The organism is Longispora sp. NPDC051575 (assembly GCF_040681875.1).
Lineage (GTDB): Bacteria > Actinomycetota > Actinomycetes > Mycobacteriales > Micromonosporaceae > Longispora.
Genome location: NZ_JBFAZP010000004.1, coordinates 75,792 through 101,453, shown reverse-complemented (window position 1 = coordinate 101,453; position 25,662 = coordinate 75,792). Strand labels below are relative to the sequence as shown.

Annotated in this window: 24 protein-coding genes; 11 read left to right on the top strand and 13 right to left on the bottom strand. The window is 74.3% G+C overall.

From position 1 onward, the window contains the following. Nucleotides 1-30 precede the first annotated feature (30 nt). Both AB0M43_RS11440 and AB0M43_RS11435 read right to left on the bottom strand, forming a co-directional pair. Nucleotides 31-1,179, bottom strand: coding sequence for a histidine kinase (locus AB0M43_RS11440; protein WP_363723504.1), 1,149 nt, complete (start codon nucleotides 1,177-1,179; stop codon nucleotides 31-33). 4 nt (nucleotides 1,180-1,183) lie between these two features. Continuing rightward, entirely contained in the window at nucleotides 1,184-2,122 is a 939-nt protein-coding gene (locus AB0M43_RS11435) for a hypothetical protein (protein WP_363723502.1), read from the bottom strand. A gap of 343 nt (nucleotides 2,123-2,465) precedes the next feature. Between AB0M43_RS11435 and AB0M43_RS11430 the strand changes: the two genes are divergently transcribed. After that, the gene (locus AB0M43_RS11430; RefSeq protein ID WP_363723501.1) at nucleotides 2,466-3,200 is read left to right on the top strand and encodes a DUF6328 family protein; all 735 of its coding nucleotides are present in this window, start codon (nucleotides 2,466-2,468) and stop codon (nucleotides 3,198-3,200) included. Here the strand turns inward: AB0M43_RS11430 and AB0M43_RS11425 are convergent. After that, a complete protein-coding gene (locus tag AB0M43_RS11425; RefSeq protein ID WP_363723499.1) occupies nucleotides 3,087-5,843 on the bottom strand; it encodes an AAA family ATPase in 2,757 nt (918 codons plus the stop codon). The two genes, AB0M43_RS11430 and AB0M43_RS11425, sit on opposite strands and share 114 nt — an antisense overlap. A 220-nt stretch (nucleotides 5,844-6,063) precedes the next feature. Between AB0M43_RS11425 and AB0M43_RS11420 the strand changes: the two genes are divergently transcribed. Beyond that, a complete protein-coding gene (locus tag AB0M43_RS11420; RefSeq protein WP_363723498.1) occupies nucleotides 6,064-6,210 on the top strand; it encodes a hypothetical protein in 147 nt (48 codons plus the stop codon). 123 nt (nucleotides 6,211-6,333) lie between these two features. Here AB0M43_RS11420 and AB0M43_RS11415 read toward each other — a convergent pair whose 3' ends face one another. After that, complete coding sequence (locus AB0M43_RS11415) at nucleotides 6,334-6,768, bottom strand: hypothetical protein (RefSeq protein WP_363723496.1); 435 nt, start codon at nucleotides 6,766-6,768, stop codon at nucleotides 6,334-6,336. 2 nt (nucleotides 6,769-6,770) lie between these two features. After that, nucleotides 6,771-7,265 (bottom strand): MarR family transcriptional regulator, encoded by a 495-nt coding sequence (locus AB0M43_RS11410; RefSeq protein WP_363723494.1) that lies wholly within the window; start codon nucleotides 7,263-7,265, stop codon nucleotides 6,771-6,773. Between the two features lie 93 nt (nucleotides 7,266-7,358). Between AB0M43_RS11410 and AB0M43_RS11405 the strand changes: the two genes are divergently transcribed. Continuing rightward, nucleotides 7,359-8,531 carry an FAD-dependent monooxygenase gene (locus tag AB0M43_RS11405; RefSeq protein WP_363723492.1) on the top strand — a complete coding sequence of 391 codons (1,173 nt, stop codon included), beginning with the start codon at nucleotides 7,359-7,361 and terminating at the stop codon, nucleotides 8,529-8,531. Between the two features lie 10 nt (nucleotides 8,532-8,541). On the opposite strand, the gene AB0M43_RS11400 is transcribed toward AB0M43_RS11405, so the two are convergent. Then, nucleotides 8,542-9,453: a hypothetical protein gene (locus AB0M43_RS11400; RefSeq protein WP_363723490.1), complete on the bottom strand. Its 912-nt coding sequence runs from the start codon at nucleotides 9,451-9,453 to the stop codon at nucleotides 8,542-8,544. A gap of 299 nt (nucleotides 9,454-9,752) precedes the next feature. On the opposite strand from AB0M43_RS11400, the gene AB0M43_RS11395 reads away from it, so the two are divergent. The 4 genes from AB0M43_RS11395 to AB0M43_RS11380 all read left to right on the top strand — a co-directional run bounded on the left by AB0M43_RS11395 (nucleotide 9,753) and on the right by AB0M43_RS11380 (nucleotide 14,699). Then, the gene (locus AB0M43_RS11395) at nucleotides 9,753-11,009 is read left to right on the top strand and encodes a M23 family metallopeptidase (protein WP_363723488.1); all 1,257 of its coding nucleotides are present in this window, start codon (nucleotides 9,753-9,755) and stop codon (nucleotides 11,007-11,009) included. A 64-nt stretch (nucleotides 11,010-11,073) separates the two neighbouring features. Further along, nucleotides 11,074-11,550, top strand: coding sequence for a MarR family winged helix-turn-helix transcriptional regulator (locus AB0M43_RS11390; protein ID WP_363723486.1), 477 nt, complete (start codon nucleotides 11,074-11,076; stop codon nucleotides 11,548-11,550). Nucleotides 11,551-11,627: 77 nt separating this feature from the next. After that, a complete protein-coding gene (locus AB0M43_RS11385; RefSeq protein WP_363723484.1) occupies nucleotides 11,628-13,073 on the top strand; it encodes an MFS transporter in 1,446 nt (481 codons plus the stop codon). A 240-nt stretch (nucleotides 13,074-13,313) separates the two neighbouring features. Continuing rightward, nucleotides 13,314-14,699 carry a UDP-glucose/GDP-mannose dehydrogenase family protein gene (locus AB0M43_RS11380; protein ID WP_363723483.1) on the top strand — a complete coding sequence of 462 codons (1,386 nt, stop codon included), beginning with the start codon at nucleotides 13,314-13,316 and terminating at the stop codon, nucleotides 14,697-14,699. 109 nt (nucleotides 14,700-14,808) lie between these two features. On the opposite strand, the gene AB0M43_RS11375 is transcribed toward AB0M43_RS11380, so the two are convergent. The 4 genes from AB0M43_RS11375 to AB0M43_RS11360 all read right to left on the bottom strand — a co-directional run bounded on the left by AB0M43_RS11375 (nucleotide 14,809) and on the right by AB0M43_RS11360 (nucleotide 18,235). Beyond that, on the bottom strand, nucleotides 14,809-15,357 hold the full coding sequence (locus AB0M43_RS11375) for a histidine phosphatase family protein (RefSeq protein ID WP_363723481.1): 549 nt from the start codon (nucleotides 15,355-15,357) through the stop codon (nucleotides 14,809-14,811). 278 nt (nucleotides 15,358-15,635) lie between these two features. Continuing rightward, the gene (locus tag AB0M43_RS11370) at nucleotides 15,636-16,496 is read right to left on the bottom strand and encodes a formylglycine-generating enzyme family protein (protein WP_363723480.1); all 861 of its coding nucleotides are present in this window, start codon (nucleotides 16,494-16,496) and stop codon (nucleotides 15,636-15,638) included. A 128-nt stretch (nucleotides 16,497-16,624) separates the two neighbouring features. Next, nucleotides 16,625-18,055: a sulfatase gene (locus AB0M43_RS11365; protein WP_363723479.1), complete on the bottom strand. Its 1,431-nt coding sequence runs from the start codon at nucleotides 18,053-18,055 to the stop codon at nucleotides 16,625-16,627. A 108-nt stretch (nucleotides 18,056-18,163) separates the two neighbouring features. Then, nucleotides 18,164-18,235 (bottom strand): putative leader peptide, encoded by a 72-nt coding sequence (locus AB0M43_RS11360; RefSeq protein WP_363724542.1) that lies wholly within the window; start codon nucleotides 18,233-18,235, stop codon nucleotides 18,164-18,166. 133 nt (nucleotides 18,236-18,368) lie between these two features. Here AB0M43_RS11360 and AB0M43_RS11355 point away from each other — a divergent pair, with 133 nt between their 5' ends. After that, the gene (locus AB0M43_RS11355) at nucleotides 18,369-19,202 is read left to right on the top strand and encodes an alpha/beta hydrolase (protein ID WP_363723477.1); all 834 of its coding nucleotides are present in this window, start codon (nucleotides 18,369-18,371) and stop codon (nucleotides 19,200-19,202) included. Between the two features lie 114 nt (nucleotides 19,203-19,316). Here AB0M43_RS11355 and AB0M43_RS11350 read toward each other — a convergent pair whose 3' ends face one another. After that, the gene (locus tag AB0M43_RS11350; RefSeq protein ID WP_363723475.1) at nucleotides 19,317-20,063 is read right to left on the bottom strand and encodes a helix-turn-helix transcriptional regulator; all 747 of its coding nucleotides are present in this window, start codon (nucleotides 20,061-20,063) and stop codon (nucleotides 19,317-19,319) included. Between the two features lie 59 nt (nucleotides 20,064-20,122). Between AB0M43_RS11350 and AB0M43_RS11345 the strand changes: the two genes are divergently transcribed. Both AB0M43_RS11345 and AB0M43_RS11340 read left to right on the top strand, forming a co-directional pair. Beyond that, entirely contained in the window at nucleotides 20,123-21,292 is a 1,170-nt protein-coding gene (locus tag AB0M43_RS11345; protein WP_363724541.1) for an MFS transporter, read from the top strand. Continuing rightward, the gene (locus tag AB0M43_RS11340) at nucleotides 21,289-22,452 is read left to right on the top strand and encodes an FAD-dependent oxidoreductase (RefSeq protein WP_363723473.1); all 1,164 of its coding nucleotides are present in this window, start codon (nucleotides 21,289-21,291) and stop codon (nucleotides 22,450-22,452) included. Before AB0M43_RS11345 ends, AB0M43_RS11340 begins: the two co-directional genes overlap by 4 nt. A gap of 240 nt (nucleotides 22,453-22,692) precedes the next feature. On the opposite strand, the gene AB0M43_RS11335 is transcribed toward AB0M43_RS11340, so the two are convergent. Beyond that, nucleotides 22,693-23,124, bottom strand: coding sequence for a helix-turn-helix domain-containing protein (locus AB0M43_RS11335; protein ID WP_363723471.1), 432 nt, complete (start codon nucleotides 23,122-23,124; stop codon nucleotides 22,693-22,695). A gap of 81 nt (nucleotides 23,125-23,205) precedes the next feature. On the opposite strand from AB0M43_RS11335, the gene AB0M43_RS11330 reads away from it, so the two are divergent. Continuing rightward, nucleotides 23,206-24,621: an MFS transporter gene (locus tag AB0M43_RS11330; RefSeq protein WP_363723469.1), complete on the top strand. Its 1,416-nt coding sequence runs from the start codon at nucleotides 23,206-23,208 to the stop codon at nucleotides 24,619-24,621. Nucleotides 24,622-24,761: 140 nt separating this feature from the next. Here the strand turns inward: AB0M43_RS11330 and AB0M43_RS11325 are convergent, their stop codons facing one another. Next, entirely contained in the window at nucleotides 24,762-25,658 is an 897-nt protein-coding gene (locus AB0M43_RS11325; protein WP_363723467.1) for a LysR family transcriptional regulator, read from the bottom strand. Nucleotides 25,659-25,662 lie beyond the last annotated feature (4 nt).

The following is a 25,662-nucleotide window of genomic DNA, read 5'->3' as shown; positions in this document are numbered from 1 at the left end:
CGCCCCGTGCCGGTCGTGCCGGCCGGGTCGTCACGACGCCACCGCCCGCGCCCCCGGGCCCGGCACCGGCAGCACCGCCCGGATCCGGAAACCCCCCGGCTCGCCCGCGCCGTGCGTCACGCTGCCCGCGAAGACCGCCGCCCGTTCGGCGATGCCCAACAGCCCCCGGCCGGGCCGGTACCCGGGCTGCGGGCCCCGGCCGTCGTCGCGCACCTCGACCTCCAGGACCCGGCCGTCGCAGCGCACCGCCACCGTCGCCCGCACCGCGCGGCCGTGCCGGAGCGCGTTGGTCAGGGCCTCCTGGGCGATCCGGTACGCCGACACGTCCAGGCTGCGGGCCAGGTCCCGGGTCGCCGGCTGCACGTCCAGGGTCACGTCCAGCCCCGCGCCGGCCATCCGCTCGGCGAGCCGGGGCAGTTCCGCCAGGCCGGGGCGCAGGTCGGCGTCGGTGTCGGGCCGCAGCACGCCGAGAACCCGGTCGAGTTCGTCGAGCGTCTCGCGGCCGGTCCGCTCCACGTCCAGCAGGATCTCCCGGGTCTGCCCCGGGTCGCTGTCGAGCACGAACCGGGCCGCGCCGGCCTGCACCAGCATCACGTTCACGGTGTGCCCGACGAGGTCGTGCAGCTCCCGGGCGATCCGGACCCGTTCGTCGGCCACCGCCTCCCGGGCCCGGATCCGGCGCGCGGCCTCCTGGCGCTCCCGCCGCCGGGCGCTGGTGTAGCCGACGGCCCAGCCGAGCAGCCAGAGGAACAGCACCCCGGTGGGGACGGCCGGTTCGGTCTCGCTGCGCGCGAAGTACGCCAGGATGCCGGCCAGCGCCACCACCGGGCCCCACAGCGCCCGCCTACGGGAGCCGTACTGGCCGAGGGAGTACAGGCAGATCAGGTTCACGTACGGCGACAGGCCGCTCGTCATCACCCACAGCGCCTCGACGCCCAGCGCCGTGCTCCCGAGCACGTACGCGGCCAGCGGCGCGCGGTGCCGGAACGCGGCGCCCCCCGCGATGACCACGGCCAGCACCAGCGCGACGGGGAGCCGGCCGCCGAGTTCGGGGGCCTTCGCGAGCCGCTCCCAGACCATGCCGACCAGCGCGACCGCCGCGAGGACCACGTCCACGGTGGGCGTGGACACCGGACGGTCGAGCGCCCGGCTGACCCGTCGCCGGAGGGACAGTTCCATGCCCCTAGCCCACCACACCGGCGCGGTGCGCCCCAACCGCCCGTTCGGCCCCGTCGTCCCGGCCGCGCGACCATGACCTGACCAGTGAGAACGCGACCAGGAGCAGCGCGGCGAGCCCGGCGGCGGCGAGCAGGGCCTGCCCGGGGGCGGGGGAGGTCCAGGCCCGGCCCGCGTACGCGGTGGCCATGACGGAGCCGAACACCGCGCCGTACCCGGCGACCGCGAGCAGCATGAACCACACCTTGGCCCGGGTGGCCAGGCCGCCGAGGTCCAGCCCGATCGCGAGCAGACCCAGCACGTGCAGCCCGTGCAGGCCCAGGGCGTGGGCGAGCTTGGCGCTGCCCGCCGCACCGAACACCACGGCCGTCCGGGGCACGTCCCCGGTGGCCGTGACCGTCAGCTCGCCGAGCGCGGCCATGTCCCCGCCGATCTTCCCGGCCACCATGATCGCCGCCAGGCCCGCGATGACCGCGACCCGGCTGGCCGGGCTGCCCCGGAACCGGATCATCGCCCAGATCAGGAGCGTGGCCAGGGAACCGGCCGCGAGGAACACCGACTGGGCCATCACCCCCCAGACGATGTTGTCGAAGGTGGGTTCGGGGCTGAAGTGCGACGGCATGCCGCGCCACCGCTGCATCGAGATCAGGACGACCTCCAGCACCGACGTGCCGCCGAGGATGCCGACCGGGATCCAGCCCCACCGGTTGACCGGCAGTTGCCGCACGACCCAGGCCGCCGCCCACAGCAGCAGGCCGAACGACAGGCCGAACACCGCGGGCTTGCGCCAGGACACCGGCCCCCACCACGCGGCGTCGTCGACCGCCGCGATCACGAGGTGCAGCAGGCCGGACGCCACCAGGAGCGTGCCGCACCGGAACAGGAACCGCTGCTGGGTGTTGACCGGGCGCACGGCGGCCCAGAAGTACCCCAATAGTGCTTTCACGAGCCACCCCTTCGTTCTGTGTGGCCCCGAACGCTATGGCCGCGCGGCCCGCGGAACGCCCCCCTGGAGCGGTCGTTGCGACCACCCCCTGAGGGGGAGGGGACCCTGGGGTGCCTCCGGGGAAAACCGGAGCGCGGCCCCGATCCCGGCGCCCGAACTCCGCCGGTCCCCGGCCTCCGGTCCCCAGCCCCAGCCCCAGGCCCCGGCTCTGGCTCCGGCTCCGGCTCCGGCTCCGGCTCCGGCTCCGGCCTTCAACATCCGTCAGTCAACGGATGTTTCCCTCCCGGACACCCATGATTCTGGAACCGGACAGATCGCCGTGACCAGCACCCGGGAGCACCCCATGAACCACTGGCTGACCCACCATCCGGTACCGCGCCCGCCCGACCCGCACGACGACTGGAACCTCCGGGCCCGGGGCGAGACGCCGACCCAGCGGCTGGACCGCAACTACAGCGAGATCCTCCAGGAGGTCAGGGTCGCGCAGACCGGGGTGCAACTCCTGCTCGCGTTTCTGCTGGCACTGGCGTTCACCCCCCGGTTCGGGGCGCTGACCGTGTTCGAGCGGAACCTGTACGTGGCCAGCCTCATCCTCGGCGCGGCGGCCACCGCCCTCCTGATCGCCCCGGCGTCCTTCCACCGGCTGTTCTTCCAGCGCCGGCTCAAGCGGCAGCTGGTCCGGGCGTGCGGGCTGTTCGTCCAGTTCGGACTGGCCCTGCTGATGCTGTCGCTGAGTTCGTCGATGCTGCTGATCCTCAACGTGGTGCTCGGCACCGGGCCGGCGTCGTGGTTCACGGCCGGTACCGTCGGGTGGTTCTGCCTGTGGTGGTACATCGTGCCGCTGTGGAGCCGGGCCCGGCACGCCCGGCGGGAACTGGCCCCGGCCGCCTGGCAGGACCCGGCCACCCGACAGGCTCCGACCCCGGCTACCCGGCAAACCCAGGCCCCTGGCCAGTTCCCCGACTCAGCTGGAGGCCCGCAACCCCGACTCCCGCGCGATGTCGATCCGCGAGTGCACCCCCAGCTTCGCCAGGATGTGCGAGACGTGCGTTCCCACCGTCCGGGGGGACAGGAATAGCCGCGCCCCGATCTGCGGATTGGACAGCCCCTCCACGACCAGCGCGGCGATCCGCACCTCGGTCGGGGTCAGGCTGTCCCAGCCCGTGTACGCCCTCCGGTGGCTGCCCTGCGGCCCGCGCCGGATGCCGTGCGCGCGGAGCCGGGCCTGCAACCGGGCCAGGTCCCAGCCCGCGCCGAGCGCCGTGTACGCGTCGAACGCCCGCGCGTACGCCGCCCGCGCCGAGGTCCGGTCCCCACCCTCGGCGAGCGCCGCCGCCCCGGCCTCCAGCGCGGCGGCCCGGGGCAGGGCCCGCCCCGAGTCCTGGTACCGGTCGGCGGCCGTCAGCAGCGCCGCCGCGTCCCCGTCGAGCAGCCCCCGGCAGTGCAGGGCGACGGCCCGCCGATGCGGCACGGGCTGCTCGGCGGCGAGGGTCTCCGCGTGCCGGGTCAGGTCGCCCGCCCGGTCGCGGTCGCCGAGGCCGACGGCGAGCCGGACGGCCTCGGGCAGCAGGTCGCGGGCGTCGGCGAGGACGGCGAGCGCGGCGGCCGGGTCGCCGGCCTGTTCGCGGTCGAGGCTGCGGGCCAGGGCGAGCGGCCCGACGAGCCGGTCCCCGATCCGGTCGGCGTGCGGCAGGGCGGCGGCCAGGTGCCGGCGGGCCAGGTCCGGGTCGGCGCGGTGGAACGCGATCACGGCCGCCACGCCGTGGTCGCAGCACGCGACGGCCGGGTCCTTCAGGTCGGCGGGCAGCACGTCCACCTCGGCGAGGGCGTCGTCCCACCGGCCGGCGTCGAGGGACAGCTGACCGAGCGCGCTGTGTGCCTGGGCGAGCCGGACGACGTTGCCGGTCCGGTCCGCGAGCGCGCCGACCTGCTGGACGGCGGCGAGCGCCTCGGCCTGCCGGTCGAGTTCCCCGTACGCGCCGGCCTGGTTGATCCCGAGCAGCAGCCGCAGGTCGGTGAGTTCCGGCTCGGACTCGGCGGCGGCGAGGGCCCGTTCGAACAGGGGCAGCGCGTCGGCGACCGCGCCCCGGGTCATGGCCACGATCGTCAGCACGTGCAGCGCCCAGCTGGTGGCCCACCGGTCGCCGATGGCGGCGGCCTGCTCCAGCGCGTCGGCGGCGACCCGTTCTGCGGTGGCCACGTGGCCGGTGCCCCAGTGCGTGCGCGCGGTGAGGACGAGGAGCCGGGCCCGGTGCCGGGTACCGGGAGCGGCCGCCGCGAGGGCCTCCTCCAGCGCGGGCAGCGAGTCGGCGGACCGGCCGGTCAGCGCCCGGCACTGGGTGAGGGTCCGGTGCAGGTCGACGAGGACGTCCGGGTCGGTGGCCAGCAGCAGGGCGCGGCCGGCGACCCGTTCGGACTCCGCCGGGTCGCCGACCCGGTACAGCGCGTCGGCGAGGTGGCTGGCCAGGACGCCGTCGGCGCGGCCCGGCGCCGCCCGGCGGAGCAGCTCGACGGCGACCCCGGGCGCCTGGCCGACGAGGACCGGGGCGGCGCCCGCCAGCCAGTCCAGCACCCACGGGTCGAGGGGGTCGGTGTCGGCGGTGCCGCGCACGGCGGGCAGTACCTGGCGGGCCACCCGGTCCACGGAGGCCCCCGCCCCGGCGAGCGCGCGGCCGGCGTCGAGGTGCCAGGCGGCGCGGACGGGGGCGGGCAGGTCCTCGTACAGGGCGGTGCGGATCAGGGGGTGCCGGAACGCCAGGGACTCGGTGAGCACCCCGGCGGCGCGCGCCTCGGCGAGGGCGTCGACCAGGTCGGCGACGGGCCGGCCGGCCACCACGGCGAGGTCGGTGATGGCGAAGTCGCCGCCGAGGAGGGCCGCGGCGCGCAGTACCCCTCGGACGGGTTCGGGTAGGAAGTCGAGCCGGTCGGCGATGGCGGCGGACAGCGACGTCGGCGGTTCGCCGGTGGACTCGACCGCCCCGTCGGCGTCGACGGCCAGCCCGCCGCCCCGGGACAGGGCCCCGACCAGCTCCGTCAGGTACAGCGGGTTGCCGGCGGCCCCGGCGGCCAGCCCGAGCAGCCCCGCCCCGGGCCGCCCACCGGCGAGCGCGCCGACCAGGTCCACGATGGACGGTTCGCCGAGCCGGCCGAGGCGCAGGGTCGAGCCGGGGCCGACGGCGCGGCGCAGTGCCGCCAGCCGGCCGGGTCGGGGGCCGGCCCGGAGCACCCCGACGAGCAGCAGCGGGAGTTGGCGCACGGAGCGGGCGAGCCGTTCCCACACCGCGAGGCTGGTCTCGTCGGCCCACTGCAGGTCGTCGACGACGAGGACCGTCGGGCCCGCGCACAGCTCCTCCACGAGGGCCACGACCTGCTCGGCGGCCGCAGCGGCCGGGCCGGCGGTGCCGCCGTGGGTGAACTCGCCGCGCAGGGTGCGCACGACGGCCGCCCGCCGGGGGTCGGCGGACTCGCGGACCCGCAGCGCCTCCAGCAGCGGCAACAGGGGCAGGGCCTGGCCGAGTTCGTCGCCGGCGCCCCAGAACACCTGGCAGCCCCGGTCGGCGGCGGCCCGGGTCGCGGCCCGCACCAGGGTCGACTTGCCGATGCCCAACTCGCCCTCGACGAGGGTGGCGCGCCCGCGACCGGCCACGACGTCGTCCACCCAGCCCGAGAGGCGGGACAGCTCCGGATCGCGGCCCAGCACCAGGTCAGGAGCTTTCGCCATAGATCAGACGCTACAAGGCCGCCCGGAGTCGAACAAGGAAACCCCCGGGCAACCCCTCTTTCGGGTACTGGTCGCCCACGCTTCGCCCGGCGTTCCGGTCTCGGGCGGGGAACCGCCGTCGGGTGTCCGGCCCCCGTTCACGAAGCGGTATCTGCCGTTCTTCGTCCTCTGTGATTGTTTGTCCAACTCCCGGACCTACGACGACCACACGAGGTGGACGATGAGGATCAGACGACTGTGCGCCGCCGTCCTGGTGGCCCTGGGTATCGCCGCGACCGTCGCCCCGGCCGTGGCCGCGGTGGACCACGCGGTGGTCGTGTCGGCGGACGGCGCGGCCCAGACCGACGACTTCATGCCCTACGACTGACGAATCTTCCGCCCCGGGCTGGTGTGCCGTGCCGGCCCGGGGGAGCGAGGTCCCGGTCCTCTGGCCACTGTGGCCGGACGGCTCCCGGGAGGGCGGGGCTCTCCCCGTACCCGGAAAGTGTTCTCAGAGGTTCGCCAGGAGGGCGTTGGCCCTGGCCGTGACGGTGACGAGCAGCCGGCCGGCCGTGGCGCGGTCCTCCTCGGACAGGTCGCCGTAGACGGCCGAGGTGATCTCGTCGAACTCGGCGCGGACCCCGTCGTCGAGCTCCCGCCCGGCGGCGGTGAGCGTGACCACGCCAGCGGTGTCGCGCACCAGACCGGCGTCGACCAGCTCGGCGAGCACCGCGACAGCCGCCGGTTCGCCGATCTGGAGCGTGCCGGTCATCCGGTCGAGGACCGCCGCCCGGTCGACGGACCCGCCGGCGGTCGCCGCCGCGTTGAGCGCCACGGACTGGTGGAACGTGACGCCGGCCCGGGCGAGCACCCGGTCGCGGACGGCGAAGATGGCGAGCGCGGTCTGGCCGATGACCTGGCCGGTGAGCAGGGGTGCGGTGGGCATGGCTACTCCTGGGGGTCGAGAGGGAGCCCGGCGTCGAGAGGCACGCCGAGGTCGAGGGGTGTGTCGAGCAGCAGGGCCAGTTCCCGGGCGAACACCCGGGCCCGGTCCCCGTCGAGGCCGCCCACTGGGGCCATCAGCCGGTCGACGAGCTCGCGGACGACGGTGACCGCCCGCTCCGCGACGTCGAGGCCGTGGGCGGTGAGCGACAGCTGGACCGCGCGGGAGTCGGCGGGGTCCGGGGTCCGGACCACGAGACCGGCGGCCTCCAGGCTCCGGGCGAGCTTGGAGACGTAGAGCGGTTCGAGCCCGGTGTGGTCGGCGAGTTGCCGCTGACTGGGCCGCCGCCCGGCCGCCCGCAACCCGTGCAACGAACCCACCAGGGAGTACTGCGCGTGGGTCAGCCCCAGCGGCGCGAGCGCCCGGTCGACGGCCACCCGCCACCGCGTGGACAGCCGCCAGACCAGGAAACCGGGGGTGGGGCCCGCTGAGCTGCTCATGCGAGAAACTGTACATAGACATTATCGCCATGGCCAGTATGACGGTCAGCACACGGTCAGCGGCCGGTCAGCGCTCCTCGGCACGGTGTCCCCATGACGAACCCGCGCAACACCACAGTCCTGATCTCCGGAGCCAGCGTCGGCGGCCCGGCCCTCGCGTACTGGCTGACCCGGCACGGCTTCGCCGTCACGGTCGTCGAGCGCGCCCCGGCGCTGCGGGCCGGCGGCCAGGCCGTCGACGTGCGCGTCCCCGCCCTGGAGGTGGCCGACCGGATGGGCCTGGCCGCCGAGCTGCGCGCGCACGGCACCGGCATGCGCGGCATGACGATGTACGACGGCGCCGGCACCGAGCTGTACTCCACCACCGGCCACACCCTCACCGGCGGCGACCTGGACAGCCCCGACGTCGAGATCCTGCGCGACGACCTGGCCCGGCTGCTCGCCGGGGCGGCCGGCGGGGATGTCGAGTACCTGTTCGACGACTCGATCACGGCCGTCGAGCAGGACGGACACGGCGTGCGGGTCACCTTCGAGAACGCCGCGCCCCGCAGCTTCGACCTGCTGGTCGGCGCGGACGGCCTGCACTCCAACGTGCGCCGGCTCGTGTTCGGCCCCGAGGAGGAGTTCATCAGCCACCTGGGCACGTACCTCGCCGTGTTCACCGCGCCCAACTTCCTGGACCTCGACCACTGGCAGGTGTTCTGCCAGGCGGGGGACTTCGGCGGCGGCATGATGAGCGCCCGGGACAACGCCGAGGCCCGGGTCTACATCGGCTTCGCGACCCCCGACCCGATCGCGTACGACTACCGCGACGTGGCCGCGCAGAAGCGGATCCTGGCCGAGCGGTACGCCGACGCCGGCTGGGAGTTCCCCCGCGCCCTGTCGTACATGTGGGACGCGCCGGACTTCCACTTCGACTCGATGAGCCAGATCCGGATGGACAGCTGGTCGCGCGGCCGGGTCGTGCTGCTCGGCGACGCCGGGTACTGCGGCTCGCCCCTGTCCGGCCAGGGCACCAGCATGGCGATGGTCGGCGCGTACGTCCTCGCGGGCGAACTCAAGGCGGCCGGCGGGGACCACGAGGCGGCGTTCGCGAACTACCAGAGGGAACTGGGCGGGTACGTCGCCGCCAACCAGCGGCTCGCGCTCACCAACAAGGCCCGGGTGGAGGCGCAGACGGCGGCGGCGGCCGGCGGCGAGGCGGCGGAGGTCGACTTCCAGGACTTCGGGGACATCACCAACGGGCTGGTCCTGAAGGACTACTGACGGGCCCGGCTCACCACGCCCAGCGCACCCCCACCACCCCGGGCGGCACGTCCCGCCCGATCAGGTGCACCGTGTCGAAGGCGCCGATCCACAGTTCGCGCACGTCCCGCTCCGGGGCGCCCAGCGACCGCTGCCGGTAGGCGTGGCACTGGGACGGCACGGCCCCGGTGAACTGCACCTGGAGCAGGAGATCGCGGACCGGGCGGGTCAGCCGGCGGTGGTAGAAGGTCAACGGCTCCCCGTCGCGGGCCGCGAGCTCGTACTCCAGAACCGTGTGGTCGCCGGTGTCGAGCCGGCGGTCGAGGATCAGCTCGGCGACCATCGACCCGGTCACCGGGTCCGTGCGGATCCGCCCGGGCCGGCAGTGCCGGACGTCGGCCAGGTCGGGCAGGGGGCGGCGCAGGTCGTCGGTCTGGTAGTACACCAGGCAGCGGTGCACCCGGTCGACGAGCGCCTCGACGACCAGCCGGGTCCGGACCGAGCGTTCCGCGCCCCGGTCGTCCAGCGTGACCAGGTCGTGGATGGTGTGCACCCGGAGCTGTTCGTGCGGCGGGGCCTGGAGCTGGGCCATGATCGGGCCGTTGGCCGGCCACAGCTGCGCCCGGTCGAAGGTCCCCGGCGGGTGGTGCACCCAGCGGCCCCGGGGCCGGGGCGGTCCGAGCAGGACGATCAGCGCGTCCGGCGGGAGGCCCAGCACCGACTCCAGGGCCCGGATCGCCGCGAGGGACGTGTCGCGTTCGGGGCGGCTGCGGCCCCGGCGCCAGTAGCTGAGCGTGGTCCGGCCGACCGTGACGCCGCGCTCGGCGAGGTGGTGCCGGATCCGCTCCAGGCTGAGCCCGCTGGCGCCGATCGCCAGGTCCAGGGCGAGCGCGAAGGGGCCGGAGTGCAGGGCGCGGGCGAGTTCGCGATCCATCGTCGCCATCACGGCCTCCTGTCTCAGGGCCCCTCATCGTCGCCGATGCCCGGGCCGACCGTCCGCCGGCCGTCCTTAAGCCGCAATTCTGTGAACGGCCCACAGTTCCCGACCCGCCACGCACCCGCACCCACACCCCAAAAGCCCTGTTCAGAGGGGTACGCGTGCGCGCGGCCGGCCTCGCGTCCCGGTGTGGTGCCGCATAACGTGGACGTTTCCGTTGCCCTGTTCACGGCGACTCCGGGGGCCCTACGTTACTGCCCAGGTCGCCGCCCGGCGGCCCAGCAGGAACGAACGGAGCCCCCCTCATGCGACGTTTCACCCCGCACTGGTCCCTGGCCGTCACGGGACTGGCGGCCGCCACCCTGGCCGCCGCCGTCCCGATGGCCCCCGCGGCCGCCACCCCCACGACCGGCCTCGCCGACCAGGTCCGCGCCACCGTCCTGGCCGAACGCGGCCCGACCGTGGCCCGCCAACGCGGACTCACCCGGATCGCGGCCGAACCGATCGTCGAACCGCGCCGGTCCGAGGGCTCCTGGGCCTTCGGCGTGGCGACCATCCCGGGCGCCCCCGACGGCCACGGCGCCCCCGACCCGAGCCTGTACGTGGCCCGGCGCACCGCCGGCCGCTGGCAGGTCGCGATCCTGGGCAGCCCCGAGTTCGTGGCCCTGGCCCGCCAGGCCCCGGCCTCGGTGGTCTCCGCCGACGAGAAGGCCCTGTTCGCCGCGAACCACGCGGCGGCGGCCCCGACCAAAGCCGCGACCACCGGCCTGGCCGCCGCGGCCCTGCCCGCCGACACGGGGCTGGCCCTGCCGTTCCGCAAGGGCACCAGCGCCGGCATGGGCGGCGGCCCGCACGACAACAACGGCTCGGGCTCGCTGTACAGCTCGATCGACTTCGGCGGCACCGGCACCGAGATCTACTCGGCGGGCCCCGGCCGGATCTACCGGGCCTGCGTGGACGCCGGCTCGTCCGCCACCGCGCTGATCCTGATCGTGCACCCCAACGGCTACGTGACCGGCTACTACCACCTCAACCAGCGCACCGGCTTCCCGGCCGACGGCACCCAGATCGGCGTCGAGTACTACCTCGGCACGGCCGGCACCAACACCGCCTGCGGCGGCAGCGCGAACGGCGCGCACGTGCACTTCACGCTGCGCAGCGGCAACAACACCAACCCGTCGTTCGAATCCGTCGTCGGCAAGACCATCGGCGGCTGGACCTTCCACTCCGGGGGCTCCAACTACACCGGCCCGGCCACGCACGCCGACAAGAAGGTCGTCGCCGGTACCAGCAACGACAGCGTGTACAACTACGGCGTCTACGCCGGCACCGGACCCTACGCCGGCACCGTCAACGCCAGCGGCGGCGCCAACGTCCGGTACAACACCAGCACCTCGACCAGCTCCGTGATGTACCTGGCCCCCAGCGGGCGCGCGCTCAGCCTCAGCTGCCGGACCACGGGCAGCACGGTCAACAACAGCAACGTCTGGTACCGGCTGACCGACGCCGACTACGTGGCCGCCGCCCTCGTCTCGACCACGGCCACCGTCCCGGCCTGCTAGTACCCCCGGATAGGTCCGCTGCGGGATAATCCGGCAGCGGACCTATCTTGCTATCCTCGGGGGCATGAGCGCACCGACAGTCACCGATGTCAGCTTCCTGCTGTCCCACGCGGGCCACGTGCTGTCGACCCAGATGACGGCCGCCTTCGAGGAGCTGGGCATCTCCCCGCGCGGCTTCTGCGTGCTGAACCACGCGAGCCAGGCCGAGCTCACCCAGAACCAGCTCGCGGAGCTCTCCGACCTGGACAAGACCACGATGGTGGTCACCCTCGACGCGCTGGAGAACGCGGGGCTCGCCGAGCGCCGGCCGTCGGCCACCGACCGCCGGGCCCGGATCGTGTGGGTCACCGAGGCGGGCCGGGCGGCCGTGGAGCAGGGCCGGCGGATCTCGACCGGGGTGCACCGGGCGGTGCTGGACGCGCTGCCCGAGGCCGAGCGGGAGACGTTCGTGTCCGCGCTGACCCGGCTGGTCGGCGGGCACCTGGCCAAGCCGGTGGAGTCCGCGACCCCGGTGCGGCGCGCCCGGCGGCCCCAGAAGTAGTCCCAGAATAGATCGTCTACTTCAAAACTATCTGCTACGGTCACTCCTGAGACTTCGTCACCAGGAGGCGACCCCCGATGTCCCAGACCGTCCAGACCCACCGTGCCCGCTGGCTCGCGCTCCTCGTGCTGTGCGTCGGCCAGCTCATGATCGTTCTCGACGCGACCATCGTGAACGTCGCGCTGCCCGCCATCCGGCACGACCTCGGCTTCACCCAGTCCGGCCTCGGCTGGGTCGTCAACGCGTACCTGATCCCCTTCGGCGGCCTGCTGCTGCTCGCCGGCCGGCTCGGCGACCTGATCGGCCGGCGCCGGATGTTCGCCCTCGGCCTGGTCGTGTTCACCCTCGCGTCCCTGCTCTGCGGGCTCGCCGACAGCCAGGGCCTGCTGATCGCCGCCCGGTTCGTCCAGGGCGTCGGCGGGGCCATGACCTCCGCCGTCATCCTCGGCATGATCGTCACCATGTTCGGCACGCCGCGGGAGACCGCCCGGGCCATCGGCGTCTACAGCTTCGTGGGCGCCGCCGGGGCCTCCCTCGGGGTACTCGGCGGCGGCGTCCTCACCCAGGCCCTCACCTGGCACTGGATCTTCCTCGTGAACCTCCCGATCGGGATCGCCACCCTGCTCGCCACCCGCCTGGTCGCCCCCGACCGGGGCATCGGCCTCGGCGCGGGCGCCGACATCCTCGGCGCCGTCCTCGGCACCTCCGGCCTGATGCTCGCCATCTACACGATCGTCCGCTCCGCCGACCAGGGTCCGGCCGCGACCGCCGTCCTCGGCGCGCTGTCGGTGGCCCTGCTCGCCGCGTTCGTCCTCCGCCAGGCCCGGGCCGGCAATCCGCTCCTGCCGCTCCGGATCTTCCGGTCCCGCCAGGTCACGGTCGGCAACGCCGTCCAGGCGCTCATGGTCGCGGCCATGTTCGGCTTCCAGATCCCCGTCGCGCTGTACGTGCAGCAGGTCCTCGGCTTCAGCTCCCTGGAGACCGGCGTGTCCTTCCTGCCCATCACGGCCGCGATCGGACTCGTCGCCCTGGGCCTGTCCGCCCGGCTGATCACCCGGTTCGGCGCGCGGACCGTGTCCCTCGTCGGCCTGCCCCTGATCGGCGCGGGCTTCGTCCTCCTGGCCCGCCTCCCCGTCGACGGCACGTACGTCGCCGACCTGCTGCCGTCGATGCTCCTCCTCGGGCTCGGGGTGGGCCTGGCGCTGCCGGCGGTGGCCACCCTGGCGATGTCCGGCACCCGGCCCGAGGCCTCCGGGATCACGTCCGGGCTGGTGAACACGACCCAGCAGGTGGGCGGCGCGTTCGGGCTCGCCGTGCTGCTGACCCTGGCCACCGCGCGGGCCGACGAGCTGCTCGCCGGCGGGGCGGACCCGCGGGCCGCGCTCACCGGCGGGTACCACCTGGCGTTCGGGATCGGGGTGGGGATCGTGGCGGCGGCGACCGTCCTGGCGGCGGTCCTGCTGAAGCCGACGGGGGAGGCCGCGCCGTCGTCGGTGGAGAAGGTCCCGGTGCACGTCGGCTGACCTGCCCGTCGGGAAGGCGCCCCGCGTCGACCGATCGGTGCGTCCGGAGGATGTCCCCGCACGCAGGCTGATCCGGACCGCCCGTAGGGCGTCCGCCCCGTGCCGGGACGTCCCCGGCGCTGGTGAGCAGGGGAGTTGGCCCGGGTCGGCTCCCCTGAGTGCCGGCCCGGTGACAGTCGGTGCCGGTGGTTGCCGGCTGGCGCAGGTACCATCGGACGCTTCCTGACTTGGAGGCGCGCAGTGAAGGTTTGTGTCGTTGGAACGGGATACGTCGGTCTCACGACGGGCGCCAGTCTGGCCTTCCTGGGCCACGAGGTGACGTGCCTCGACCTGGATCACGCGAAGATCGAGATGTTGCGCCGCGGGCGTTCCCCCATCTACGAACCCTTCCTGGAGGACCTGCTGGCCGAGGCCGGCGACCGGCTCCGGTTCACCGCCGACTACACCGAGGGCGTCGGCGGCGCGGACGTCGTGTTCATCGCCGTGCAGACGCCCTCGCTGCCCGACGGGAGCCCCGACCTGCGGTTCCTGCGCAAGGCGGCGGCGAGCGTCGGGCAGAGCGTCGACGGCGCGTTCACGGTCGTGGTCAACAAGTCCACCGTGCCGATCGGCAGCGGCAACTGGGTCGACGCGATCCTGCGCGAGTCCTTCGAGGAACTGCACGGCCGGCGCGCGGACGGCGAGTTCGCGGTGGCGTCCAACCCGGAGTTCCTCCGCGAGGGCTCGGCGATCCACGACACCCTGTACCCGGACCGGATCGTGATCGGCTCCGACGACCCGCGCAGCCTCGAGGTGCTCAACCGGCTCTACCGGCCCATCCTGGACCAGTCGTTCACGCCGCCGTCGTTCCTTGCCCGGCCGGACGGGGTCGGCGCGGTCGCCCTGGTGGCCACGGACCTCGCCTCGGCGGAACTGATCAAGTACGCGGCGAACGCGTTCCTCGCGCTGAAGATCAGCTACATCAACGAGATCGGCCGGCTCGCCGGCAAGGTGGGCGCCGACATCATCCAGGTGGCCCGGGGCACCGGCCTCGACGCCCGGATCGGCTCGCGCTTCCTCCAGCCGGGCGTCGGCTGGGGCGGCTCGTGCTTCGGCAAGGACACCGCGGCGCTGATCGCGACGGCCGAGGAGTACCACCACGACATGCCGATCGTCCGGGCCGCCCGTGAGGTGAACGAGCGGCAGCGCGAGGCCGTGGTCGACAAGCTCCTCGACGAGCTCCAGATCATCAAGGGTCGCAAGATCGGACTGCTGGGCCTGGCCTTCAAGCCGCAGACCGACGACCTGCGCGACGCCCCGGCCATCCACATCGCCGAGCGGCTGATCGCCCGGGGCGCCCGGGTGAAGCTGCACGACCCGGTGGCCGCCGAGCGGTTCCGGACCGAACAGCCCGAGCTGGCCCCGTTTTTGGCCGACACCGTCGACGAGGTCTTCGACGACAGCGACGCGGTGGTGCTGGTGACCGAGTGGTCGCAGTACCTGGAGCTGGACTGGGCGAAGTTCGTCGGCCTGATGCGGACCCCGGTGCTGCTCGACGGCCGGCACGCCCTCGACCCGGCCCGGCTCACCCAGCTCGGCTACCGCTACCTGTCGATGGCCGGCCGGTCGACGCCGCCGGCCTCCTAGGCGCGGCCCCTGGCGGCGCCCCGGCTGGTGCGTCGACCGCTCCCCGCCGATGCCCAGCCGGCGCGACCGCCGGTCGGCGCGCGGGACCCCGTACCCCGATGAGGGTTTCTCAGGTGAGGTGGCGGCGGGAGGCGATGTCGCGGACGGTCAGGTCGTCCAGGGTGGTGATCGCGCACGACGGCACGCCCTCCCAGAGCAGCTCGTCGGGCACGTCCGCGCCGAGGGTGCGCAGCAGGTCCACGGTCACGCCGCCGTGGGTGGCCACCGCCACCGGGCCCGGCGCGCCGGCCAGGTCCAGCAGGAACGCGCGGAACCGCTCGCCGGCGACGCGCGAGGAGTCCCCGCTGACCGGCGTGAACTCCCGGTCGCGGACCGTGCGTTCCCAGTCGGCGAGGAACTCCGCGACCGGCTGGGTGCCGTCCCAGTTCATCCGCTCGCGGACCCGGCGGTCGACCGTCGTCGTCAGGCCGCACGCGTCGGCCACCGCCCCGGCGGTCTGCCGGGCCCGGAGCAGGTCGCTGCTGTAGACGGCGGTGAGGCCGGCGCCGCGCAGGTGCGCGCCGGTCAGGGCGGCGTGCCGGTGACCCAGGTCGGTGAGGCCGGGGTCGCCGGGGGTGCGGGCCTTCTCGCCGTGCTGGACCAGGTGGAACACAGTCATGCGGCCAGCCTGCCGGGCGCGGGCGACCGGGGCGAGTGAATATCGCCACCCGGCCGGTCACCGGGCCGCGAGGCCACCGGCCCGGGCCTCGCGGCCGGGACGACCGACCTGGTCCGCGCAGCCGACAACGGGCCGGGTCCGCGCGGCCGTGACAACCGACCTGGCCCGTGTCGCCGTGACAACCGATCTGGCCCGCGTCGCCGTGACAACGGGCCTGGTCCGCTTCGCCCGGACCGCGCTGCCGGTGGCACTCCCGTTCCGTGCCGGGAGCCGGTCGGTCAGCGGGCCACCCGGAAGCCGATGTTCCCCGTCGAGCTGTCCGGGGTGTTCGCCGACCGCGCCGCGACCCGGTACCGGTTGCAGTAGGACCGGTGGCACAGGTGCGACCCGCCCCGCATCACCCGCGCGTTCCCCGTCGCCGGCCCCACCGGATCGGCACGCGGCCCGGTCACGTGGAAGTCGGCGCTGAACCAGTCGGCACACCACTCCCACACGTTCCCGGAGACCTGGAACAGACCGAAACCATTCGGCGGGTACGAGCGGGCCGGCGCCGGACCGTGGTGCGGCCCCAGGTGCAGCACCGGGAACACGCCCCGCCAGATGTTGCACCGGTCGTGGTCCAGCTCGTCGCCCCACGGGTAGCGGCGCTGCTCCAGGCCGCCGCGCGCCGCGTACTCCCATTCGGCCTCGGTGGGCAGCCGGGTGCCGGACCAGGCGCAGTACGCCGCCGCGTCGTGCCAGGAGACATGGGTGACGGGGCGGTCATCTTCCACTGTGGAACCGGGGCCGCCCGGGGTGCGCCAGGTCGCGCCGCCGACACCGTGCCACCAGGGCGCGCCCGGCAGCGGAATGCCCCGGCGCGCCTTAGGGGAGCCGTCGAAGACGTAGGAGTACCCGAAGAGCTCGGCCTCCGTCACGTGTCCGGTGTCGGCCACGAACCCGGCGAACTCGGCGACCGTAACCGTCGTCGCCGCGATGGAGAACGGCCCGACCGTGACGGCGCGCACCGGGCCCTCGCCGTCCTCCGGGGCTCCCTCGGCGTCGTCGGTGCCCATCAGGAACCGCCCACCGGGCAACGGAACCAGCTCCGGCGAATGTCCGTGCCCGACCGGGACCCGTTGCCCGGCCCTGGACGCCACCGGGGACCCGATGGCGACCGGACCTCCGGATCCGGCCGGGATCCGTTGCCCCGCCCCGGCCGCCGGGGCGCAACAGGGGGGTGGGGCCGCCCACCCGGTGCCGGGACCGGGTGGGCGGAGACCGTGGGTCACGGGGCGGACGTCCCGGAACTCTGCCGGTCGGCGGCGAGCTGGGCGGCCAGGGCCGGGATGCCCAGCGCCTGCTCCTGGGCGGGCGTCGCCTGGTACAGCAGATTCGTGAGCTGGTGCGGGTCGGCGGTCAGGTCGTAGTACTCGCGGAACAGCAGGTTGCCGGTGCCGACCGGGTTGCCGGCGCCGTCGGTGTGCAGGGCCCGGTACTCGGTGTACTGCGTCGTCGCCGTCACGTGCGAGGACCACGTGTGCGGCCCGCCGCCCCCGGTCCCGGACTTCCACCACTCGGTGAGGATCCGGTCCCGGGCCGGCCCGGACAGCAGCGACCTGCCGTCGAGCGGCGCGGGCGGCGTGACCCCGGCCGCGTCGAGGATGGTGGGCGCGATGTCGATGTTGGCGACCAGCCGCTGGGAGGTGGCCCCGGAGTTGAGGCCGCCGGCCGGCCAGGACACGTAGAACGGCACCTTGATCGAGGGGCTGTAGGGCACCGACTTCTTGGTCCAGCCGTGGTCGGCCCAGCCGAACCCGTTGTCGCCGATGTAGAAGACGAGGGTGTTGTCGAGCTGGCCGAGCGCGGCGAGCTTGTCGCGCAGCGCCTGCACGGCGTCGTCCACGGAGAGCAGGGTGCGCAGCTGGGCGGTGCGGATGGCCTGGCCGTCGGCGAGCGTACCCGTCGCGTCCTTGATGTACTGCGGTTTGTCCGCCCGGTTGCCCTCCGGCACCGACGGCCGCCCGTTCCACGCGGGCACGGCCGTGTTCGCGTACTTCGGCTCCGGGGTGTTCGGGCCGTGCGGGGCCTTCGGGGCGACGTACAGGAACCAGGGCCGCTGGTCGGTGGTGCTGCGCTGGAGGAACTGCAACGCCCGGTCCTTGACGACCGTCGTCGAGTACCCGGCGATGGTCTGCACGGTGCCGTCGACGTTGTACTGCCCGTCGTTGTAGGCCACCGGGTCCAGCAGCGCGAACTCGTCGAAGTGCGGCGGGTTGTCGGTGACGTTCCACGCGTTGAGGTACTTGCCGTACAGCCCGGTGCGGTAGCCGGCCTGCTTCAGGTACCGCTGCACCGTTGCCTGCTGGTCCAGCTTGTGCGGGTGCCCGTTGTCGAGCACCCCGTGGTTGTGCGCGTAGCGCCCCGAGAAGATCGAGGACCGCGACGGCGCGCAGAGCGGGGTCGCCGCGTACCCGTTGGCGTAGTTCACGCCCTCGCCCGCGATCCAGTCCAGGGTCTTCGGGGTGGCCCAGGCCGTGTGCAGCGGCTGGTCGTCGGTGACGATGACCAGGATGTTCGGCCGGGCGGCGACCGGCTGGGCCGCAGTGTGGCGGCTCTCGGCGGCCCGGGCGTCGTCGGGGTGGGCGAAGGCGGTCAGGCCGGCGGCGGTGACCGCGGCGGATCCGGCGAGGAAGTCGCGTCGTCTGATAGCGGGCATGGCGGAGTGGCTCCTCATCATGGGCAGACGGAGGTAGCGGAAAGGCCGTGCGGGGGTGCGGGCGGAAGGCCGTGCGGGGTGCGGGCGGCGAGGTGCGGAACGGGTGCCCTAACAGAGGGCGCTGGCCTGCCGTCGCAGATCGACGTGCAGGCGGGCCACGAGCGGCTCCACCAATTCCATACTGGAATGGTAGGGATTGCGGATCGGCGGAGTCAACACGTTCCGTGTCAGGGTGGTGTCAGCCCGCGCCGGCCATTCTGCCGACAGCAGAGCGACTCGCGGACCGCCGGATCCGACGGCTACGTTCGCGGCCATGCGCACAGTGACCACCACGGCCGGCCGGACCCTCGCCGTCGAGGAATGGGGCGTCCCCGGCGGCACCCCGGTGTTCTCCCTGCACGGCAGCCCGATGAGCCGCCTGGCCCGCTACCCCGACGACGCGCTGTTCGCCGAACTCGGCATCCGCCTGGTCACCTACGACCGTCCCGGCTTCGGCGCCTCCACCCCGCACCCCACCCGACGGGTACGCGACGCGGCCGCCGACGTCGCCGCCATCGCCGACGCGCTCGACCTCGACCGGTTCGCCGTCTTCGGCGTCTCCGGCGGCGCGCCGCACGCCCTGGCCTGCGCGGCCCTCCTCCCCGACCGGGTCACCCGGATCGGCACCCTGGCCGGCCTCGCGCCCCGCGACGCGACCGGGCTGGACTGGACGGCCGGCATGACCGACGGCAACCGGGTCAGCGCCGGCGCGGCCCTGCGCGGCCGCGCGGCGGTGGCGACCCATCTCGCGGCCGTCGGCTCGGCGGCCCTGCCCCCGCTGCCGGAGATCGAACGCGCGGTCCTCGCCCGGCCGGAGATCGGCGGCATGGTCGGGCCGGCGTTCGCGGAGGCCGTGCGGCCCGGGCTGGACGGCTGGGTGGACGACGTGGTCGCGCTGTTCGGGGAGCCGTGGGGCTTCGACCCGGGCACGATCACCCATCGGGTACGGATGTGGCACGGCGCTCTGGACACCTTGGTACCGGCGGCGCACGGCCGGTGGCTCGCCGAACGGATCCCGGGGGCGGAGTTGACGGTGCGGGAGGGCGCCGGGCACGCGGGGCACTTCGACGCCACGCCGGGGTTGTTGCGCTGGCTGGTGGCCGCCTAGGCGATGGTTGTCCGGGGGACTGGCCGGCGGACGTCCGACCGGGTGGGGAACCGGCCGGGCGCGGGTCGTTGACGGGGCGGGGCGTCCGGCCCGGCGCGGTCGCCGCCCGGCCCGTCACGGGTCGCGCCGCACCGGGGTCCTCCCGGGCGTGTAGCCGAGGGTGCGCCGGAACACGTCGATGAACGCGCTCGGCGTGGCCCACCCGCAGCGGTGCGCGACCTGGGTGACGGAGTCGCCCTCGGCGAGCAGGACGAGGGCCCGGTGCAGCCGGACCTGGGTGCGCCACTGCGGGAACGTCATGCCCAGGTCGACGCCGAACAGCCGGCTGAGCGTACGGGCGCTGGCGCCGACCTGGTGACCCAGTTCGCCGAGTGTCCGGTCGTCGGCCGGGTCGGCGAGCAGCAGCGCGCACAGCTCGACGAGCCGGGGGTCGCGCGCGGCGGGCAGGTGGATCGGCTGGTGGGGCGCGTGCCGGACCTGGTCGAGGAGGACCCGGTAGAGCCGTTCGCGCTGGGGGCCCTCGTACCCGTCGGAGGTGTAGGCGACGATCAGCTCGCGGAACAGGGAGCCGACGGCGAGCACCGCCGGGCCGGTCAGCTCCGGTGGGCCGTCCGCGACGGCGACGCCGACGGTGTTGAGGTCGGTGCGGCCGTACGCGCGGTGTTCGTGGGTGGTGCCCGCCGGGATCCACAGGGCGCGGTCGGTCGGCGCGACCCACGTACCCGTCGGGGTGACGATCGAGAGCACGCCCCGGCTGGCGTAGACGATCTGGTGCTCGTCGTGGTGGTGCGGGTCGATCGACGCGCCGGCCGGCAGCGCGCGGCGGACCGTACCGATCAGCGAGTGGCGTGAAGTCGACATCATCTGGCAGTTTATCGGAAGCCCGCTGATCCGGCCCGGTCCAGGATCGACGGGTGGGGATGATCCGATCGTGGCGGGTGTCGGTGCTGGTGGCCGGGCACGCCGTCAATGACCTGTACCAGGGTGCCGTGCCGGCGCTCGTGCCGTTCTGGATCACCCAGCGGCACTACGGGTACGTCGCGGCGGCCGGCATCGCCCTCGCCGCCGCCGTGCTGTCCTCGCTGGCGCAACCCGTGTTCGGCTGGCTGACCGACCGCCGCCCCCTGCCGGCGCTCGTGCCCGCCGGCATGACCCTCGCGGGCCTGGGCATCGCGTGCTCCGGCCTGGGGGAGTCCTACGCCTGGACCTGGACGGCCGTCGCGCTGTCCGGGCTCGGCGTCGCGGCCTACCACCCCGAGTCTGCGCGCCTCGCCCGCCTGGCGACCCGGGGCAGCCACACGGGCATGAGCTGGTACTCGCTCGGCGGCACGGTCGGCTTCGCCCTCGCCCCGCTCGCGGTCACCCCGGTCGTGGACCGCGCGGGGCTGCCGGGGACCGCCTGGCTGGGGATCCCGGCGGTGCTCTGCGCGCTCGTGACGGTCGCCTGCCTGCGCGGAGTCGGCGCCGCGCCCGCCGGCGGCCCGACCCGGAGCCCGGGCGGAACCGGCGACTGGGGTTCGTTCCTGCGGCTGTCGGGGCTCGTGATCTGCCGGTCGGTCGTGGTGTTCGGCCTGAGCACGTTCCTGGCGGTGCACGTCCAGCAGCGCGTGCACGGCGGCCCGGTGGCCGGGGCCGTGGCCCTGGTGGTGCTGTTCGGCGCCGGAGCGATCGGCACCCTCCTCGGCGGACGACTCGCCGACCGGTACGGCCGGGTGCGCGTGGTCCGGCCCGCCTACGCCGCCACCGTCGTGGCGCTCGCCGGCGTCGCGTGCGCCCCGGGACCGGCGGTGTACCCGTTCGTCGCGGCGGTGGGCATCTGCGCGTACGTGCCGTTCTCGCTGCACGTCACCCTCGGCCAGGACTACCTGCCGCACCGGGTCGGCACGGCCAGCGGCCTCACCCTCGGGCTCGCCGTCAGCGTCGGCGGGCTCACCGCGCCCGTACTCGGCGCGATGGCGCAGGCGTGGTCGCTGCCCACGGCCCTCGCCACCCTGACTGTCCTCCCGGCGCTGGCCTGGGCGCTGTCCCGCCGGCTGCCGGAGCCCCGACCGATGGCGTTCGCCACGACGAGCAAGGAGCTACAGCGATGAGACTGGTCATCGTCGGCGGCGGGTTCGCCGGGGTGTGGGCGGCGGCCGCCGCGGCCCGGGTCCGCCAGCGCGCGGCGCGCGACCTGGAGATCAGCGTCGTCAGCCCGGGGCCGGATCTCGTGCTGCGTCCGCGCCTGTACCAGGCGGACCCGGCCGCGATGCGGGTGCCGTTGGCGCACCTCCTCGGCCCGATCGGCGTCGACCACCAGCGGGCGGCCGTGACGGGGATCGACGTCGCGACCGGACAGATCCGCGCCGGTGCCGCGACCCACGGCTTCGACCGCCTCGTCCTGGCCAGCGGCAGCCACCTCGTCACCCCCGACCTGCCGGGCGCCGGACACCTGCACGACATCGACACCATCGAGTCGGCGACCGCCCTCGACGCGCACCTGCACAGCCTGGCCGGACGCCACCGCACCACGGCGGTCGTCGTCGGAGCGGGCTTCACCGGCCTGGAACTCGCGACCGAACTGGTCCACCGGCTCCGGGTCATCGGCCCGGAACCGCGGGTGGTCCTCGTCGAACGCGCCCCCGTCCTCGCCCCCGACCTGGGCCCCGGCCCGCGCCCGGTGGCCCTCGACGCCCTCGCCCGCCTCGGCGTCGACCTGCGGCTGGGCGTCACCGTCCGGGAGGTCGGCCGGTCGCACGTGGACCTGTCCGACGGCACGACCCTGCCCGCCGACACCGTCGTGTGGACCGCCGGCCAGCGGGCCAGCGCGCTCACCGCCCAGTTCGACGCGCCCCGCGACCACCTCGGCCGCCTGCGCGTCGACCCGTACCTGCGGGTCGAGGGCACCCCGACGGTCTACGCGGCCGGCGACACCGCCGCCGCGCCGGCCGGGGACGCGCGCCTGGTCACCCAGAGCTGCCAGCACGCCATCCAGACCGGCAAACGGGCCGGGGCCAACGCCGCCGCGGACCTTCTCGGCCTGCCGCTCGACCCGTTCCGGGCCAACCCGTACGTGACGTGCCTGGACCTCGGCGCGGCCGGGGCGGTGTACACGACGGGCTGGGAGCGGTCGGTGCTGCACGTCGGTCAGGAGGCGAAGGACCACAAGAACAGGATCAACGAGGAGTACATCTATCCGCCGCTCAACGACGCGGGGGAGTTCCTCCGGCGCGCCGACCCCGCGACGGTACCGGCGTCGGCCGTCGTCTGAGCCGGCGTCCCCCCGTCGGCCCTGACCTGAGTCGGCGTCGGCGGTGGCCTGAGCCAACGCCCCGCGTCGGCCGTGACCTGAGCCCGCCCGGTGTCGGCTGCGACCTGAGCCAACGCCCCACGTCGGCCGTCGCCTGAGCAGGCGTCCCCGCTCGGTGGTGACCCGAGCCAGTGTCCCCGGGTCGGCCGTGACCCGAGTCAACGTCCCCGCCGGCCGTGGCCCGAGCGTGCGTCCCCGGGCTCAGACCGCCACCGGATCCGCCCGCCGGTCGTAGTCCGCCCGGGCGTCGGCGATCTCCGACTGGTGGTCCTCCGTCCACCGGACCAGCGACTGGATCGTCTCGTGCAGGGTGCCGCCCAGCGGGGTCAGCTCGTAGTCGACCCGGGGCGGCACCACCGGGTACACCGTGCGGCGGACCAGCCCGTCGCGCTCCAACTGGCGGAGCGTGACCGTGAGCATCCGCTGGCTGATCCCGTCGATCTCCCGCTTCAGTTCGGTGAACCGCAGGGTGCGCCGGGCCAGCAGGGCGATGGCGAGCAGGGACCACTTGTCGGCGACCCGGTCGAGGATCTGCCGCACCTCGCAGCCCTCCCGACCGTCCCACTGCCGCGCGGAGTAGTCGTCGTCGGTTCCCTCGCAGTAACTCTGTACCGCCGAAGTGCCTTCTTCCATAGCTCCCGATCCTGGCGCACGATCGTCATGGTTACAAGAGGGAACCGACCCTCACAGGCGTAACCGTGAGGAGCCGTACCCATGTCATCACCCCGACCCGACCGGATGAGCCCGCGCGCCTGGAGCGTCCTGCTCGTCCTGTGCGGCGCGATCTTCCTCGAGGGCATCGACGTGGCCATGCTCAACGTCGCGCTACCGTCGATCCGGGCCGACCTGCACCTGTCCACCGGCTCCCTCCAGTGGGTGATCAGCGCCTACGTCCTCGGCTACGGCGGTTTCATGCTGCTCGGCGGCCGGGCTGCCGACCTGTTCGGCCGGCGGCGGATGTTCCTGTTCTGGCTGGTCGTGTTCCTGCTCTTCTCCGGACTGGGCGGCCTGGCCACCGAGAGCTGGATGCTCGTCCTGGCCCGGTTCGCCACCGGCGTGGCCGCCGCGTTCATGGCCCCCGCCGGTCTGTCCATCATCACGACGACCGTCCCGGAGGGCCCGCCCCGCAACCGCGCCCTGCTCGTCTACGCCGGTACGGCGGCCGGCGGCTTCTCCCTCGGCCTCGTCATCGGCGGGCTACTCACGGCGTTCGGCTGGCGCTGGGTGTTCTTCGCCCCCGTCCTGTTCTCCGCCGTCCTGCTGCTCGCGGCCCTCGCCGTCCTCCCCGGGTCGCCCCGCCCGGCCCGCGACGGCCGGGGCGTCGACCTCGCCGGAGCGGTCAGCGTGACGGCCGCCCTGACGCTGGCCGTCCTCGCCGTCGAACGCGCCGGCCACACCTCCGCCATGGTCACCGCCGGCACGGTCGCCGCCGCCCTGGCCGCGTTCGCCGCCTTCGTGGTGATCGAGCGCCGCTCGGCCTCGCCCCTGGTCCGGTTCGGCATCCTGCGCAACGCCGCCTTGGTCCGCGCCAACCTCGCCGGGCTGCTGTTCATCGCCGGCTTCGCGGGCTTCCAGTTCATCGTGGTGCTCTACCTGCGCGAACTCCGCGGCTGGTCCACCCTCGCCACCAGCCTCGCCCTGCTGGCCGTCGGCGTGGACGCGATCCTCGCCCCGACCCTGACCCCGCGCTTGGTCAACCGCTTCGGCAACTCCCGGGTCGTGTTCGCCGGCCTGGTCCTCGCGGCGCTCGGCTACGCGCTGTTCGTGCCCCTCGGCGCCGACTGGGCGTACCTGGCGATGTTCCCCACCATGCTCCTGCTCGGCCTGGCGTTCTCCCTGGTGTACGGCCCGCTCACCATCGCCGGCACCGACGGGGTCGCCGAGGAGGAACAGGGCCTCGCCGGCGGCCTGCTCTACACGTCGCTCCAGTTCGGCACGGCCCTCGGCCTGGCGGCGGTCACGGCCGTCAACGTGGCGGCCACAGTGGACACCTCACCGGGAGCACTCCTCGACGGGTACCGGACGGCGCTGCTCGTCCCCCTGACCGCCGCCGCACTGGCAGCCCTCGTGATCGGAACCGGCCTACGGAGGCGCGCGACGACCCCGACCCCGGAACTGGTCGCGCGCTGACCGCCCGCGCGGGGACCGGTCCGTACCGACGACGGGCCGGCCCCGCACTGCTACCTGTCAGGACGTCGAGGAACTTGCGCGCGAACGGGCGGGCTCACTGTCGCCGCGAGGAACACGGCCGAGAAGCCTGCGGCCTCCTGTCAGGCCAGGTCGGAGAACACCTGGGCCACCAGCCCCCGTAGCCACCGGTGCGCCCCGTCCGCGTCGTATCTCGGGTGCCACGCCTGGGAGATCTCCAACGCGGGCAGCTCCAGCGGCAGCGGGAACGTCACCAGGCCCAGCGCCGCGACAGCCGGCCGGCATAACCGCCCCGCGATCGAGCCGATCAGGTCGGTGCCGGGCAGCAGGAGGAGTGAGGTGGCGTAGGTCGGGGCGGCGGCCAGTACCCGTCGGGTCAGGCCCAGCTCGGCGAGGGCCGTGTCGATCGGCCCGGACAGCCGGCCCCGCCGGGACGTGACCAGGTGCAGGCCGGCCGCGAACCGGGCGGGGGTCATCCGGCCGGACGCGAGCGGGTGGTCGGCGCGCACCACGCCCATGATCCGGTCGGCGAGCAGGAACTCCCGGCGGATCTCCGGCGCGGGCTCGCCGATCACGCCGATCTCCAGGTCGACCCGGCCCTCGCGCAGGTCGGCGGTGTCGGCCGGGGTTTCGGCGCGCATCCGGAGGGTGACGTGCGGGGCGGCGGCGTGGGCCGCGGCGAGCAGCGGGCCGCCGATCGACGCCACCACCGCGTCGTTGGCCTGCACGGTGAAGGTTCTGTCCAGGGTGGACAGGTCGGGCTCGCCCTCGGGGGCGAGTAACGCCTGGGCGCGTCGGACGAGGGCGCGGACTTCGGCGCGCAGTGCCACCGCGCGAGGTGTGGGCACCATTGTCCGGCCGGCGCGGACCAACACGGGGTCGCCGAGGGCGCGTCGGATCCGGCCCAGGGTGCGGCTCATGGCCGGTGCGGACAGGTGCAGGCGCGCGGCGGCCCCGCCGACGCTCTCCTCCTCCAGGAGCGCGTCCAGGGCGATCAAGAGATTCAGGTCTAATTGCATCTGG

Bases quoted from the DNA above. Each gene is read 5' to 3' on its own strand.
- AB0M43_RS11440 (WP_363723504.1), bottom strand. From the start codon at position 1,179: ATGGAACTGTCCCTCCGGCGACGGGTCAGCCGGGCGCTCGACCGTCCG.
- AB0M43_RS11430 (WP_363723501.1), top strand. From the start codon at position 2,466: ATGAACCACTGGCTGACCCACCATCCGGTACCGCGCCCGCCCGACCCG.
- AB0M43_RS11425 (WP_363723499.1), bottom strand. From the start codon at position 5,843: ATGGCGAAAGCTCCTGACCTGGTGCTGGGCCGCGATCCGGAGCTGTCC.
- AB0M43_RS11420 (WP_363723498.1), top strand. From the start codon at position 6,064: ATGAGGATCAGACGACTGTGCGCCGCCGTCCTGGTGGCCCTGGGTATC.
- AB0M43_RS11415 (WP_363723496.1), bottom strand. From the start codon at position 6,768: ATGCCCACCGCACCCCTGCTCACCGGCCAGGTCATCGGCCAGACCGCG.
- AB0M43_RS11410 (WP_363723494.1), bottom strand. From the start codon at position 7,265: ATGAGCAGCTCAGCGGGCCCCACCCCCGGTTTCCTGGTCTGGCGGCTG.
- AB0M43_RS11405 (WP_363723492.1), top strand. From the start codon at position 7,359: ATGACGAACCCGCGCAACACCACAGTCCTGATCTCCGGAGCCAGCGTC.
- AB0M43_RS11400 (WP_363723490.1), bottom strand. From the start codon at position 9,453: ATGGCGACGATGGATCGCGAACTCGCCCGCGCCCTGCACTCCGGCCCC.
- AB0M43_RS11395 (WP_363723488.1), top strand. From the start codon at position 9,753: ATGCGACGTTTCACCCCGCACTGGTCCCTGGCCGTCACGGGACTGGCG.
- AB0M43_RS11390 (WP_363723486.1), top strand. From the start codon at position 11,074: ATGAGCGCACCGACAGTCACCGATGTCAGCTTCCTGCTGTCCCACGCG.
- AB0M43_RS11385 (WP_363723484.1), top strand. From the start codon at position 11,628: ATGTCCCAGACCGTCCAGACCCACCGTGCCCGCTGGCTCGCGCTCCTC.
- AB0M43_RS11375 (WP_363723481.1), bottom strand. From the start codon at position 15,357: ATGACTGTGTTCCACCTGGTCCAGCACGGCGAGAAGGCCCGCACCCCC.
- AB0M43_RS11365 (WP_363723479.1), bottom strand. From the start codon at position 18,055: ATGCCCGCTATCAGACGACGCGACTTCCTCGCCGGATCCGCCGCGGTC.
- AB0M43_RS11355 (WP_363723477.1), top strand. From the start codon at position 18,369: ATGCGCACAGTGACCACCACGGCCGGCCGGACCCTCGCCGTCGAGGAA.
- AB0M43_RS11350 (WP_363723475.1), bottom strand. From the start codon at position 20,063: ATGTCGACTTCACGCCACTCGCTGATCGGTACGGTCCGCCGCGCGCTG.
- AB0M43_RS11345 (WP_363724541.1), top strand. From the start codon at position 20,123: ATGATCCGATCGTGGCGGGTGTCGGTGCTGGTGGCCGGGCACGCCGTC.
- AB0M43_RS11340 (WP_363723473.1), top strand. From the start codon at position 21,289: ATGAGACTGGTCATCGTCGGCGGCGGGTTCGCCGGGGTGTGGGCGGCG.
- AB0M43_RS11335 (WP_363723471.1), bottom strand. From the start codon at position 23,124: ATGGAAGAAGGCACTTCGGCGGTACAGAGTTACTGCGAGGGAACCGAC.
- AB0M43_RS11330 (WP_363723469.1), top strand. From the start codon at position 23,206: ATGTCATCACCCCGACCCGACCGGATGAGCCCGCGCGCCTGGAGCGTC.
- AB0M43_RS11325 (WP_363723467.1), bottom strand. From the start codon at position 25,658: ATGCAATTAGACCTGAATCTCTTGATCGCCCTGGACGCGCTCCTGGAG.